This is a genomic window from Psychrobacter sp. KH172YL61 (genome assembly GCF_007182895.1).
GTDB lineage: Bacteria > Pseudomonadota > Gammaproteobacteria > Pseudomonadales > Moraxellaceae > Psychrobacter > Psychrobacter pacificensis.
The window spans coordinates 2266356-2278718 of the sequence record NZ_AP019516.1 but is presented as its reverse complement, the minus strand read 5'-3'; the positions used below and the strand labels follow the sequence as shown (position 1 = coordinate 2278718).

At 38.2% G+C, this 12363-nt stretch carries 16 protein-coding genes and 2 tRNA genes; 10 read left to right on the top strand and 8 right to left on the bottom strand.

What is annotated here, in order from left to right; translation table 11 throughout:
• The 5 genes from PKHYL_RS12175 (at window position 1) to PKHYL_RS12155 (ending at window position 4181) form a co-directional block, all read left to right on the top strand.
• Window positions 1-381, top strand: coding sequence for a hypothetical protein (locus tag PKHYL_RS12175; RefSeq protein WP_240365293.1), 381 nt, complete (start codon window positions 1-3; stop codon window positions 379-381).
• Window positions 371-1057: a hypothetical protein gene (locus tag PKHYL_RS12170; RefSeq protein WP_240365292.1), complete on the top strand. Its 687-nt coding sequence runs from the start codon at window positions 371-373 to the stop codon at window positions 1055-1057. Before PKHYL_RS12175 ends, PKHYL_RS12170 begins: the two co-directional genes overlap by 11 nt.
• A gap of 116 nt (window positions 1058-1173) precedes the next feature.
• Window positions 1174-2061 carry a ThiF family adenylyltransferase gene (locus PKHYL_RS12165; RefSeq protein ID WP_240365291.1) on the top strand — a complete coding sequence of 296 codons (888 nt, stop codon included), beginning with the start codon at window positions 1174-1176 and terminating at the stop codon, window positions 2059-2061.
• Entirely contained in the window at window positions 2046-2558 is a 513-nt protein-coding gene (locus PKHYL_RS12160) for a Mov34/MPN/PAD-1 family protein (protein ID WP_240365290.1), read from the top strand. Before PKHYL_RS12165 ends, PKHYL_RS12160 begins: the two co-directional genes overlap by 16 nt.
• 3 nt (window positions 2559-2561) lie before the next feature.
• Window positions 2562-4181: an SAVED domain-containing protein gene (locus PKHYL_RS12155; protein ID WP_240365289.1), complete on the top strand. Its 1620-nt coding sequence runs from the start codon at window positions 2562-2564 to the stop codon at window positions 4179-4181.
• Window positions 4182-4272: 91 nt separating this feature from the next.
• Here PKHYL_RS12155 and PKHYL_RS12150 read toward each other — a convergent pair whose 3' ends face one another.
• The 6 genes from PKHYL_RS12150 to PKHYL_RS12125 form a co-directional block, all read right to left on the bottom strand.
• The gene (locus PKHYL_RS12150) at window positions 4273-4590 is read right to left on the bottom strand and encodes an ankyrin repeat domain-containing protein (RefSeq protein WP_240365288.1); all 318 of its coding nucleotides are present in this window, start codon (window positions 4588-4590) and stop codon (window positions 4273-4275) included.
• A 62-nt stretch (window positions 4591-4652) separates the two neighbouring features.
• Complete coding sequence (locus PKHYL_RS12145) at window positions 4653-5579, bottom strand: IS30 family transposase (protein WP_025643743.1); 927 nt, start codon at window positions 5577-5579, stop codon at window positions 4653-4655.
• A 10-nt stretch (window positions 5580-5589) separates the two neighbouring features.
• The gene (locus PKHYL_RS12140) at window positions 5590-5865 is read right to left on the bottom strand and encodes a hypothetical protein (protein ID WP_240365286.1); all 276 of its coding nucleotides are present in this window, start codon (window positions 5863-5865) and stop codon (window positions 5590-5592) included.
• Window positions 5866-5936: 71 nt separating this feature from the next.
• A complete protein-coding gene (locus PKHYL_RS12135; protein ID WP_240365285.1) occupies window positions 5937-6359 on the bottom strand; it encodes a hypothetical protein in 423 nt (140 codons plus the stop codon).
• Window positions 6337-6831, bottom strand: coding sequence for a hypothetical protein (locus tag PKHYL_RS12130; protein WP_240365284.1), 495 nt, complete (start codon window positions 6829-6831; stop codon window positions 6337-6339). The genes PKHYL_RS12135 and PKHYL_RS12130 overlap by 23 nt, the downstream gene beginning before the upstream one ends.
• A 137-nt stretch (window positions 6832-6968) precedes the next feature.
• Entirely contained in the window at window positions 6969-7364 is a 396-nt protein-coding gene (locus tag PKHYL_RS12125; RefSeq protein WP_240365283.1) for a hypothetical protein, read from the bottom strand.
• 732 nt (window positions 7365-8096) lie between these two features.
• Between PKHYL_RS12125 and PKHYL_RS12120 the strand changes: the two genes are divergently transcribed.
• The 5 genes from PKHYL_RS12120 to PKHYL_RS18935 are packed head-to-tail and all read left to right on the top strand — an operon-like array spanning window position 8097 to window position 11715.
• Entirely contained in the window at window positions 8097-8342 is a 246-nt protein-coding gene (locus PKHYL_RS12120) for a hypothetical protein (protein WP_240365282.1), read from the top strand.
• Entirely contained in the window at window positions 8326-9087 is a 762-nt protein-coding gene (locus PKHYL_RS12115) for a hypothetical protein (RefSeq protein WP_240365281.1), read from the top strand. The genes PKHYL_RS12120 and PKHYL_RS12115 overlap by 17 nt, the downstream gene beginning before the upstream one ends.
• Window positions 9066-10445 (top strand): AAA family ATPase, encoded by a 1380-nt coding sequence (locus PKHYL_RS12110; RefSeq protein ID WP_071003414.1) that lies wholly within the window; start codon window positions 9066-9068, stop codon window positions 10443-10445. The genes PKHYL_RS12115 and PKHYL_RS12110 overlap by 22 nt, the downstream gene beginning before the upstream one ends.
• Window positions 10442-11374 carry a 5-methylcytosine restriction system specificity protein McrC gene (locus tag PKHYL_RS12105; protein WP_269778173.1) on the top strand — a complete coding sequence of 311 codons (933 nt, stop codon included), beginning with the start codon at window positions 10442-10444 and terminating at the stop codon, window positions 11372-11374. The genes PKHYL_RS12110 and PKHYL_RS12105 overlap by 4 nt, the downstream gene beginning before the upstream one ends.
• Window positions 11375-11406: 32 nt before the next feature.
• Entirely contained in the window at window positions 11407-11715 is a 309-nt protein-coding gene (locus tag PKHYL_RS18935) for a 5-methylcytosine restriction system specificity protein McrC (protein WP_442966157.1), read from the top strand.
• A gap of 325 nt (window positions 11716-12040) precedes the next feature.
• Here PKHYL_RS18935 and PKHYL_RS12100 read toward each other — a convergent pair.
• Together PKHYL_RS12100 and PKHYL_RS12095 are read right to left on the bottom strand one after the other, a co-directional pair.
• Window positions 12041-12117, bottom strand: a tRNA-Asp gene (locus PKHYL_RS12100).
• Window positions 12118-12170: 53 nt separating this feature from the next.
• Window positions 12171-12246: transfer RNA gene (locus tag PKHYL_RS12095), tRNA-Val, on the bottom strand.
• Window positions 12247-12363 lie beyond the last annotated feature (117 nt).

Here is a 12363-nt window from a genome sequence, read left to right as displayed (position 1 = left end):
ATGGCAGCGTATCATTGGTTAAAGCCCGAAGTAGATGTTAAAAATGATGGAGAGGTCTTATTGAATTTAGTCAACTCTATACTTAGTAATTTTGACTGGTGTGATCGTCTTTCTATTGATCTACCGGTAGTTCCCCATGGAGACTTACTTAAGTCTGTCAGTGATGAGGATATGGCTATTATTAAGGAGCGTCTTGAGACACTAAGAGATAATTTACAGTCAGCTATCGATGAGCCAGATGCGCATGAAGCCAGTAAGATATTGAGGAAAAGTTTTGGTGATGACTTTCCAGAGGTTAATAAAAGCGATAAAGCTAAAAGAGTATCGAAGCGCCATACGTCAGCACTGGTTCATCAGCGTAGGGAATGTCATGACAATTAGCGATGGCGTACAGCAAAGCTTTGAACAACACATTCAGTCTCTTAATGGCAAGAATATTGAGAGTGAGGATAGAAAAGATGGTTTTATAGCCATAGGCTTTGATTTAAATATTCATGGACAGACAATCCCTTTATCAGTCAAATATATTGATCAAAAGCGCTGGCTATTGCTGCCTACCGTATCAGTTACTCAATGCAACTTACCAGCATTAGATCATGTAGGTAATAACGGCTTGATATGTGTTAAAGATCATCAAGGTGAAATGTTTGATAGCGCTGACTTATTTGGTCTTTTTAAATACACTGTAGATGCGGCTATAGACATTCTTACGAACTCTCTTAAGTCATATCAAGCTGGTAACAGGATTGCTCTATACGAAGAAATTGATGGTTATAACCAGACAATCGTGTCAGATGCACCAGTTATCGTTGCGACACACAATCCAAATCAATCTGACAGTTTATATGCGTGGTGTATTAATTGCTCGAGACAACGTAATACACCTCAGTTTTATCACATTAAATACTTAGTAGATGGTGCTAGTCAACATCCACCTAGCTCTAGCCCTTATACTGCTATAAAAGTAACTAAGATATCCTTACCTCGTATCGAGGATTTTGTTATTCTAATCTTTTCACATCCTTTGATGAACACTGGTGGGAACAACAAACCTTAAACTTCAGTACCCAACAGTTAGACAGCTTAAACAAGAAAAGTAAGTTTAAAATCGTTCTCTTAGAGATACCTACGCCTAAAATGCATACTTACTTGGTCATCTCCTATTATCAGGATATGGCTTCGAATAAGTATCGTAATTTCAAGGTTCAAACTTTACAGCGTGGCTGGCGTGAGTACTTACTTAATCGTACTGGGATTGAGTCTCAATTATCAAATAAAAAAACCGTTGTGATAGCTGGCTGCGGTTCAGTTGGTTCAAGAGTTGCAGAAATGCTGGCTGAGTCAGACGTCGATAAACTAATACTTATCGATAATGATGATATGAAAACTGACAATATTATGCGGCATTACCTTGGAGTACAAGATGTCAACCAGTCTAAAGTTGGCGCTCTTAAAAATCGTCTCCAGCAAAACATACCTGAGTTAGAGATAGTAGCTTACAAGACTAATATCTTAAACTGGCTCATTAGTCAAAACAGTGAACAGCTATCTGAAATTCATTCTATAGTGTTAGCTACAGGTCACCCACCAACAGAACTCGAAGTGTGCCGACGCTTATATACATATGATACCAGTGTTCATGTTGCATCTGGTTGGCTAGAAGCTTACGGATTGGGTGGTCATGTTTTAGGATTCAAAAGTAATAAGGATGCCTGTTTGAAGTGTCTTTACTATGATGGTGATGGCAATCCTTCAAATTATATAAAGACCAGTTTGTTTAGTAATCCTTCTGGCATAGTTTTATCAAAAAATATTACTGGATGTGCTGGAGCGTTCACAGCATATGGTTCAGTCCACGCTATGAAAACAGCAGTGATTATAGCTGAGTTCGTGATTGAACTTAAAACTGGATTACAATCGTGGTGCGCTACCAATAAATTACCGATTGACTATGGCTTAGAAGCTACTAAGCACCATGAGGCAGCTCTACAAAACGGTGGTTATTATTCACAGCCATTAAGCTATATCAAAGTTGCAGGTTGCTCATGTTGCAGTACCTAAATAATCGCATCGTGTGGAAAGAAAATGATAAAGCATATGAGGGCGTAATAGCTGAGTCTGTCATAGGCATTTGGTTCGACTTTAGACAATTACAAGCCAAATCTAAGGAAGCTGGCGGTATATTATTAGGTAGATATTATCCAGATAGTCATACGATATTGGTAGACGACTTAACGACGCCCATGTTTAGAGATAAGCGTACTCGCACTACTTTCTTTCGTTCCAAATCTCACGATACAGCTCTGAAAAAATATTGGAAAGACACTAAAGGTTTTGGTGGTCTTCTAGGGCTATGGCATACACATCCTGAGCCAAAACCTAATCCATCTAATACCGACTTAAATGATTTAGCCAGTCAATTCACTAGCTCTAAATACCTATCAGAACGTATTTTTTATGTCATCGTTGGTACGAGTCATATTGGCTTTTGGATTGCCTACTCTCAAACCTCTAGAATATTTTTAGGCTATTTACCTTTTTGTGATGAGGACGATTAAAAAATGACTACGAATAACCTATCTGCAGTAACTCAGACTGTGCATGATCAATCCTTAAATAAAACTATATTTACCGACCTTGAGTCGGCCAAACAATATTTCGACCATCTCAAAGGTATAGGACTACAATGGGATCATGTTGGCTTCCTTTCAGACGCAAGCCACCATAACTTACTGACATTGTTGTTCAGTAATGGTGAGTTGATTGATGTTTTTAGATTTTCTCTGATAGATGACCATAATTACTTATTCATTCAATACCTAAGTGAAAATTTTGAAATAAAAACGGATTATAAAATCTCGGAAGTTGAAGTTTTTGAAGCTAAGAGTATGAAGCAGAAAAATGATGTTATGTCTTTATGGTCTAATTGTCTGCAAAGCTCATACCCTGTAACTAACGAGTCGTTAAAAGATTTTGTAAATGATCTAATTTTGAAAATTAATGATGGTGGTAGAGGGGAAAATTTTGATGTCTATCTTAAGCGTAAAGTTATGGATGATAGTCATGGACGATGTATGTTCAGAGGGTGTGGACAACGCTTAGATGTTGATGGTTTAACTGGTTATGAGGGTAACTACGGTTATTTGGCTCATAATATTGCGTCCTCTACTAAGGGCCCTAGAGGAGCACTATATCTATCACGTTTATTATCCAATGATGCTAGTAATATTTTGCTGCTGTGTGATATACATCATCGCTTAGTAGATAGGATTGCAAGCTCATATTATCCAGCACCATTATTAACTAAAATGCGTGAAGAACACGTCTGCTTATGCAACAAGTTACTTGATGCTCTAAATTATACGCCAGTTGATATTTTCTTTATTCCTTGGGGCGTAAACAGTCAACATGTAGAAAAGCCCAGTTCGGTGGCAATATCAAAGTCCCTAAGTGTGTTTGAACATAGAGCATCAGACCATATTATTAGTGTGAATTCTGGTGCAAGTGAGTCAATGGATACTGATAATAGTTTTGAAGAGAATGCTTCAAGGAATATCGAGAAATGTGTTAATAAAATTCATGATCGAACTGAAGGATCTGGTGCTGCAGTATTCGTCTTAGGTCCGACTTTTGCTTTAATAGGTTTTGGTGCGAAGTTTGGTAATAAGTCTAAATTAATGCCAATGCTGCGTTACAGAGATGCTAGTAGTTGGATGTGGCCTGGGGTGCAGCCTAGAGAAGATGCATTTATTATTGACGAGCCAGAGATTGACTCAGGGCAATCTGAGGTTATTGTTAGCGTCAAACTAACCGCAGATGCTGCAATGATTGATGCAACAATTGAGCATCTTAATCAACAGGTCCAAGACAAGCTTCCAGTAATAAATATATATCCTCCTAAAACTTATGGGTACGGTAATGGCGCAATAGCACATCCACTTGAAGGTGAAAAACTAGCTAATAGGCTTAAGGAAATTTTCACTAACTTAAATCAGAAGCATGGTATTAAAAAAATACATCTATTGGTTTGTGCCTCAAATGCGGCCTGTGTATATATTGGCCAAGCTGTAGATAGATTTCAGCCTGAATTTATAGTCTACGACTATGGAACCGAGATGATGGAGCCCAAACTTAGAATATACAATGATGAGAATACTACGGTCGTTGAAGGTATGCCATAGATTGCTATACGTATATTTGATCTAATATAACCTGAAAGCAATAATACTTTCTTATGGCTATCAGGTTGTATTAAAGATTACGCTAATGAAGTTAATTCACTTCATCACTACTAGCTAAAGTTAAATGCCTATCTATGACTTCCAGCACATCGTCTGATTTAAAATACTTACAAACTCTCTCATAGCCAATAGCTTGACCATCTCTACGATCTCTATATACCGTATTGATAATGTCATCTTTTGAGTACTCATTAGCGTTATCCAACATATAAGAGACCAGTTCAGCTTCATTAATCTCACAAGCTAATAAAAATGGAGTGTACCCATCGATGCCATGCCAGTCATATCTAGCGCTAGGATTTGCACCTCGATCAATTAGTAGCTTTGCTATTTTTCGCATTTCGCTCAAATCGAATATCTCGTAGTTTGCCTGAATTTTCTCTTGCTTAGATTAACACACCAAGTGCAACGCTAATTAATATTATAGAACGCCTGCATAGGCGTTTTAAACCCTAATCGTTTTCTTGGTCTGTTGTTTAGTTTGTTCTCAATGTCCTGTATTTCATTATCAGAGACTTGTCTAAAGTCACAACCCTTAGGCAAGTACTCTCTGATAAGGCCATTGGTATTCTCGTTGGTTCCTCGCTGCCATGACGCATAAGCATCGGCAAAGAAGAAAGGGCTAAAGAGCTTTTGTTTCACCTTCTTATGCTGAGCAAACTCTTTACCATTGTCAGAGGTAATGGTCTTAACCTGCAACCTCACTGGCGCTAAGAGTTCTATCATTGCCTCTGATACTTGCTGTGCTGTTTTATGACCCACACGCTTCATCTTCAGCAGCCCCGTTTTACGTTCAACGAGCGTGACAATCGCTTGCTTGTGATGCTGACCGATAACGGTATCCGCTTCCCAATCTCCAATACGTGAGCGTTCTTCAACAATACAAGGGCGCTCATGAATCGAGACTCTGTCATTGATACGGCCTCGAGTCTCAGCGGTTAGACGCTGCCGGTATGGTTTTCCTTTACGTCTGAGACACTGCCACAATGTACCGCCCTGCCTCTTATCACGCCAAATATAGCGATAAATGCTCATATGACTGATACCAGCATGAACGCCAGATATTTGCTCAGGACTCCAGTTCTCTTTAAGCTTGTCTGTCACCCATGCCCAGAGGTCAGTCACAATAGTTGTGGCGTTGTTAGCCCGTCTGTCACAAGCCTTGTTATTAGCATGCTTTGCTCGGTAACCTCGTAGGCTTTTATTACGCCTAAGCTCTCTTGATATGGTACTGGGACTTCTGTTTAACACCCTCGCTATAAAATTAATACTATGTTTTGCCCCTTTAAGGGCATAAATCTGGTATCGTTCACCTAGGCTTAGATGTGTATAGCTCATGGTTGCAATCTCACTTTGGTCGGTGGATAAAAACTTTGATGCTAGCGCATCTAGGTCTTTTTTCACCTTGCATTTGGTATTGCACTTCATGTGTTAATCTAAGTTGGAAAAAGTTAGATACATCTTTAAGAATAGCCGTTGCATCCGAACTTTCCCTACTTTGGGCAAGATAGCGTTTCACTTGCTGTCTATTAACACCAAAACTACCTTGTGTATCTCTGATGAAGGTAGAAAACTCAAAGTCGCTCATTTTTTCTATTACGACTTTTGGGTCTTTAGCCATCATATTAAACTGGTTAAGTAGCAGTTTTGAGTTCTTAATTGTTCCGATTAGAGATATACACATGGTTAGTGCGTCTAGATGGCTGCCACCACCTTTTGATTGACATCTGCCCCTAAGTTTACAATATGTTCGACGACATCAGGTCGTCCCGTCTGCACGGCACTTAATAATGGGAAAAGATGCTTTTTAGCGGTTACCGCGTTGATTGTCTTTGGCGTATACTCCAAACCTTTAAGCGCTTGATAAAAGCTATCGTCTGGTTCATGAGGCTCTGTTAAATTCATATACTGCAAAGCAATTAATAAAGCTGATTCATTGTTATCAGAGAGGATATTGATGTCAGCACCAGCTTGCAAGAGTTTATTAACAGCATTTAGGTCTTCAAGCAACGTATTCCAGATGAGCTGTGTCGTTACTTGCTTCTTCTTATTCTTATCTCTATGGAGCTTGCTATTGTCATTTAGCTTTACTTTCTTATTGGGCTTTTTTGATGTCAAGCGCTAGCTCTTTTGCGTTTAAATGTATAGGTAGAATAGCTGAGCTCACTTGATATTTTTCTGGTAGTTCAACCTTGAAATTACTGAACACCCTTTGCGCGTTGCTCCGCCACATATTGATCTCCCAGTCTTCAACTAGGTTTTCTTTCTTCCGTTTGGTATCCCCAGTCACTATCGTAGGTAGAGTGTAGCCATATAGATTTTGGACACTTTTTAGCTTGGATATTAAGCTCATATCAGGGGTTTCTTGCCAGCTAGCAATAACGAAACCAACTTCAATAATTCGCTCGCATAAATGTCCTGACCGATATAGGCTCAGCTCAAATGCATTAAAAAAATATTCTTTGGCCTGTTTTATTTCATCCTTCGAAAAACTGCTTAAACTATAAGTTAGCAGTTCTAAAATAATAGTAGAAGGTCGATGAAGAAACTGCTCATCTTTCTTCTGATATAGAGTGGCTACATATTGCATATCACTCTCGTTTAGTGCTAATAGTAAGTCTTCAAATTGAACCATTAGAGCTTCAAGAGATTTAGGCGACTTGAAATATTGAGTTAATAATTCAAAATCATTATGTCTTTTAAAGTAACCAATAGCACGAGCCGTTATTAAGAAGACGAGGATATTTTTGAGATATCATGGCGCTTAGGGTTGAGAATCGACAGCAAACTGCCATAACTGGGTAGATCATCGCCGCGACGCCAGGCCGTAATTTTATCCTTATCACCCTTAGGTAAACCTGCATAAAAGGCACTCCAACCTTTAACCCGTTTTTTAACTATTTTAAAAGCAAGCTCCAAACTTGTAGAGGTATCGGTCATTAGCTCAATATAGTCAGATTTTTGAAAGGGTTTTGTTCTTACCCCTAAAAAAGAGACAATATTAATTAAGTGAGGGCAAAAGAAGGCTTCAATTATCCAAGGTCCAATATCATCTCTATTTCGCTCTGATAGACCGTAGTTTGCTATTACCTTCAGGTAATCGTCAAACATTTGGGCAATCAAAGACTTAAGCTCGTTCTCAACTGATCTTTTTAGCTCAACTCGTTCGATAACTTTATGTATATGTATATTGATAAGCTGGTCAAGCTCATTCTTACTTAGATATAGATCATGACATTTGTTATCTAACGATTCACTATCATTCTTGCTATCAATAGCTCTAGCAATCGCTCTTACTACTTCAGCAGGGGAGGAAATAAGGGGTTTTCTTAATGCTTGTATTGCTCATTACACATATCCTTCTTTTGCATGTTTAATATCATTGATAAAATTCTTAAGTGCCCTATGATCGCTCGGCGTTTTAGAAAAAGTAACAGACTGTCCACATGGTGCAACGATCTGATTGTGTTTTCGTTTCTTTCTAAATAACCAGCCTTGCTTTATTAGGCGCTTTATATGATGATTAAAATCTTTGTTGCTTGAATATCTCATATTTTTGAAAGCAGATGTGGCTTGCTACCGCATCTGCCTCTCCAAATTGATTATATTTGAATTTATTTAGGCTTTGCATTTCCGCGATTTGATCCCGACGAATTGCTTGAACCGTTCTTAGTTGGCCAATTCCCACCGTTGCCTTGGTTTGAAGTTGGTTTTGATTGCGTAGACTTACTCATGGTGTTGCTCCTATTTTGTGTATGCCTTTAGTGGCATGAGTATAGTCTCAAATACTTGGGCAATCTCCCACTGGGTTAATGCCGTAAAAATTTTTATTTTTTAATAGTTAGAAAAAATTATATGGAAGATTGTTTAATGGATGTCAGACAGCGTAATGAGCAGTACACATGGATTCCGGCTTTTAAAGCTATTGCGGATTGGATAGTTGACTACGAGGACAAGCAGGAAGAGTTAGTCAACATACTCGCTAAAACTGGTATTACTAAAGGATTAGAAGATGAATACATAGAAGAAGAAAAAAAAGAAGCATTGAAAGAGATAGATCCTTTTACTTTTTTTTGCTGCTTTTATGAAATTTGGAGTTAAAAATAGAGAAAAACTAATTAGTAAATTAATAAATGTAATTGGGAAAGATATTTCTCTTCCTAAAGATTTTGATGGCGTACCCACAGCTCAGGCACTAAAGTTCTGGTTGTTTCCATATAAATATATACGTTCTGATGACTCCATCCCTTTGCTTTGGGAGTTATTTCGGCAAGCTCGTAATGGTGATATTAAAGAGCAAGACTTTAATTCAGCATTAAAAATACTTGGTACAGGATTTACGAAACTTACCCAATACTTATTTTATATAAACCCATCACAGTATCTACCAATAGATGCACAAACTGAGCCGTGGCTTGAACAACAAGGGTTCACTTTACCTCAAGAAAGTTGGTCTGATTACCAAAATCTTCTGGAAAAATTGAAGGTAAAAACTGACATGCCATTTTGGCAAATATCATATGAAGCATGGTATAAAAATACTGATAAGAAAGTTGCGTCACAACAGAGTGGGTATAACATTAAAACAAAAAGTAGAGAACCAAATATGGCTAACCTTAATCGCATTTTGTATGGCCCTCCAGGCACAGGTAAGACCTACTGTACTACAGAACTCGCTGTACAGTGCGTTGCTCCCGATTGGTATGAGTCTCTAAGCAATGACAAATTCAAGCGTCAAAAGATCAAAGATAAGTATGATGAACTAACGGCAAAGGGCGTGTTGCATTTACAACTTTTCATCAAAGTTTTTCTTATGAGGACTTCGTGGAAGGTATTAGACCTGTAGTTGTAGAAGGAAACGATAATAATTCAAACATTAGCTATGAAGTGGTTGATGGTGTTTTCAAGCAATTATGTACTAATGCCATAACAACAGAACAGACGGGCTCTACACAAACAGTCAATATTGAAGGTAAGAATATATGGAAGCTTTCTTTAGGAAATACTAATATCTCCGATGAAAATGAGATATTTAATGAATGCATTGATAACAATTATGTGCTTCTAGGTTGGGGTGATGACATCGACTTTTCGAACTGTAGTAATCGTAGAGAAGTAGTTGCAAAGATAGAGCAATCGCATAACATTTCTTTAGCTGATGATCCTAGTAACTATAAAGCTACAGCTGTTAATATTTTCAAAAATGCGGTTAGTATTGGTGATCTAGTAATCATATCTAATGGTAACCATAAGTTCCGTGCTATTGCTGAGATTACAGACGACTATGAATTTTTAGACACGAAAGAGCGCTATGGATTTCAGCAATTAAGAAAGGTTAAGTGGCTGCGTATATATAGCCCGAGTCTTCCAAAAGAACGTTTATTTGATAAGTCATTGTCTCAGATGGCTATTTATCAGTTACGTGACACAACCATTGATCGAGAAAAATTAAAACATTTGCTTACTCCAGAACCTACTACCAATTCTAGAGAGTTACCACATTTAATTATTATTGATGAAATCAACCGCGGCAACATATCCCGTATTTTTGGTGAGCTTATTACATTACTTGAGCCTGATAAGCGTAAAGGCGGTACAGATGCGCGTGAAGTTATACTGCCTTATTCAAAACTACCGTTCTCAGTACCCTCAAATCTCTACATACTAGGCACTATGAATACCGCTGATAAATCTCTTGCACAGCTAGATTTAGCATTACGCCGTCGATTTGATTTTGTTGAGCTATTACCTCAACCTAAACTATTAGATGGCATAAAAGTTCATGGCATTGCTGTATCTAAAATTCTGACAGTAATGAATCAGCGTATTGAAGTCCTGTTAGATCGTGAACACGTCATAGGGCACTCGTATTTTTGGTCCTTGAAAGACTTAGATTCAGATGACGAAAGAGAAATTGAATTAGGTAACATTTTTAAGAGACGGATTATCCCGTTACTTCAGGAATATTTCTTTTCAGATTGGGAGCGTATTGGCTGGGTGTTGAATGATCCTAGTAAACATACATCAGAACAGTTTGTTCAAACTAGGGAGATAACTCCGACCGTTAGCGAGTTATTTCATAGTAGTATTACAGGTCTAAACGACCGTCGTTATCATATTAATAAGACTGCTTTTAACAATCCTGAATCCTATAAGAAAATACTAATCCAGACTGAGTCTAAAATTTTGGATAGCGAAGCATGATTCAAGTCAGAGAATATGCTCAGCTGACAACAGATAAGACAGCATGTCCTAGCTTAGATTTAGCTATTATCAAGCAAGAAACTTTTGATTGGTTAGTGCAATTAAGCGAAAAAGAGAGCTATGGACGGTTTATTACTTATAAGCGTCCACAATACTTACAGCTGCACTCTTATGTGGGCTATTTAGAAAGTCCTTGCGGCGAAGGTATTGAGGTACTACCAAAGACAGGGTTAGGTTTACAGGAACCAGATAATAGCAGAGCCGTCTTATGCAAAATGTTGAGCTCCGTTTTGCAATTGTCCTATAAAGAGGCTCAATCTGCCAATCTCAATCGAATGAACCTACCTATTCACGAATGGATATACTACCAGTTTTTATATTTGCTAAAGGAGCTGGTAGCGTCTGGGCTCAGATTTGACTATCAGCGAGTCGAAGAAGAAAGTAGATTTATTCGCGGCCAGCTTGATATTACAGTTCAACAAAGGCAAACGGTTGGTAGAGCTCATCTTTTTCATATTCGTCATGATGTCTATCATTCCAATCGACTTGAGAACCAATTAATTAAAACGGCATTGGATTACGTACAGCAGCACTGTAGAAGTTCTGAGAACTGGCGACTGGCTAATGAGTTCTCACACATCTTAGACCCTATAGCGAGTCTTAGAGAGCCTCTAAACTCAATGCATAAGTGGTCAGACATCAAAATATTGCAATCCTACCGAGCGATAAAGCCATGGTGCCAACTAATACTTGAAAAGCTTAATCCAAACTTTCAAAAGGGAGAGCATCGGGGTATTGCATTGTTATTTCCAATGGAAATTTTGTTCGAGAAGTATGTAGCAAGATGCCTACGACGAGATATTAAGGCGCCCTGGCAACTAACAACACAAGCTTCTAGTAAGCACATGGTGAATAACCAAAAGGTTTAAAACCGCGCTTTCAATTAAAACCTGATCTATTAATCAGTAAAGAAAGAAGAAATCACCATGTACTTGATACTAAGTGGAAGTTAATAAGCTTCAATAACAGTGATAACAATTTCAATATCAGTCAGTCGGATATTTATCAGTTATTTGCTTATGGTTATAAATATTTGAACGGTGGGGACATGATGCTTATTTATCCTAAGCATCATCAGTTCGAAATACCTTTGGAGTGTTTTTATTTAGCAGAAGAATTGAGATTGTGGGCTATACCATTTTGTATTGAAACTGACAAAGTGGTTATCGGTGAATGGGTAGAAAGGTTTCCGTCTTTATCTAAAGCTTAGTTTGAGCTTCACATTTAAGCTACTAGACTTATCAGTAAGCATGAACTTTAAGGATCAGTTACAGTCAGCAACTTTAATAACCTTGGTCACAAAATGGTCACCGTTTGGTCACCGAGTACTTGGTCACCGTTTTTCAGAAGATAGGGCGCATGCAAAAAAACTTGTCATTCATACATTATCAAAGATTATGCCAATTATAAATAATTAGTAGGGGTAAAATATACACACCTTATAGATAAAGGCTTAACGACGAAATTCAAACACAAAAAACCCCAAACAATCTAATGTTTGAGGCGAAACTTGTATAAAACTTAAGTTTTAAATATGGCGCAGCGGACGGGACTCGAACCCGCGACCCCCGGCGTGACAGGCCGGTATTCTAACCAACTGAACTACCGCTGCTTAGGTCGTCTTAGCTTCTTACTCTTATTTAAAGAGCCCACTTGCTAAAAAAGTGGTGGGTGATGACGGATTCGAACCGCCGACATTCTGCGTGTAAGGCAGACGCTCTACCAACTGAGCTAATCACCCTGAGCGAGGGAGCAAACGAAGCACTGCTTCGTCCGAGCGCAAGAGAATTTACATTTTCGTAAATTCTAGAAGCTCAGTACCCAATATAAGGTATAACTTCTACTACAAGAGAAATTC

What these genes read in the sequence shown, in the direction of transcription:
- PKHYL_RS12145 (WP_025643743.1), bottom strand. Translation starts at nt 5,579, where the DNA reads ATGAGCTATACACATCTAAGCCTAGGTGAACGATACCAGATTTATGCC.
- PKHYL_RS12155 (WP_240365289.1), top strand. Translation starts at nt 2,562, where the DNA reads ATGACTACGAATAACCTATCTGCAGTAACTCAGACTGTGCATGATCAA.
- PKHYL_RS12115 (WP_240365281.1), top strand. Translation starts at nt 8,326, where the DNA reads ATGAAATTTGGAGTTAAAAATAGAGAAAAACTAATTAGTAAATTAATA.
- PKHYL_RS12165 (WP_240365291.1), top strand. Translation starts at nt 1,174, where the DNA reads ATGGCTTCGAATAAGTATCGTAATTTCAAGGTTCAAACTTTACAGCGT.
- PKHYL_RS12105 (WP_269778173.1), top strand. Translation starts at nt 10,442, where the DNA reads ATGATTCAAGTCAGAGAATATGCTCAGCTGACAACAGATAAGACAGCA.
- PKHYL_RS12120 (WP_240365282.1), top strand. Translation starts at nt 8,097, where the DNA reads ATGGAAGATTGTTTAATGGATGTCAGACAGCGTAATGAGCAGTACACA.
- PKHYL_RS12160 (WP_240365290.1), top strand. Translation starts at nt 2,046, where the DNA reads ATGTTGCAGTACCTAAATAATCGCATCGTGTGGAAAGAAAATGATAAA.
- PKHYL_RS12175 (WP_240365293.1), top strand. Translation starts at nt 1, where the DNA reads ATGGCAGCGTATCATTGGTTAAAGCCCGAAGTAGATGTTAAAAATGAT.
- PKHYL_RS12130 (WP_240365284.1), bottom strand. Translation starts at nt 6,831, where the DNA reads ATGCAATATGTAGCCACTCTATATCAGAAGAAAGATGAGCAGTTTCTT.
- PKHYL_RS12140 (WP_240365286.1), bottom strand. Translation starts at nt 5,865, where the DNA reads ATGATGGCTAAAGACCCAAAAGTCGTAATAGAAAAAATGAGCGACTTT.
- PKHYL_RS12170 (WP_240365292.1), top strand. Translation starts at nt 371, where the DNA reads ATGACAATTAGCGATGGCGTACAGCAAAGCTTTGAACAACACATTCAG.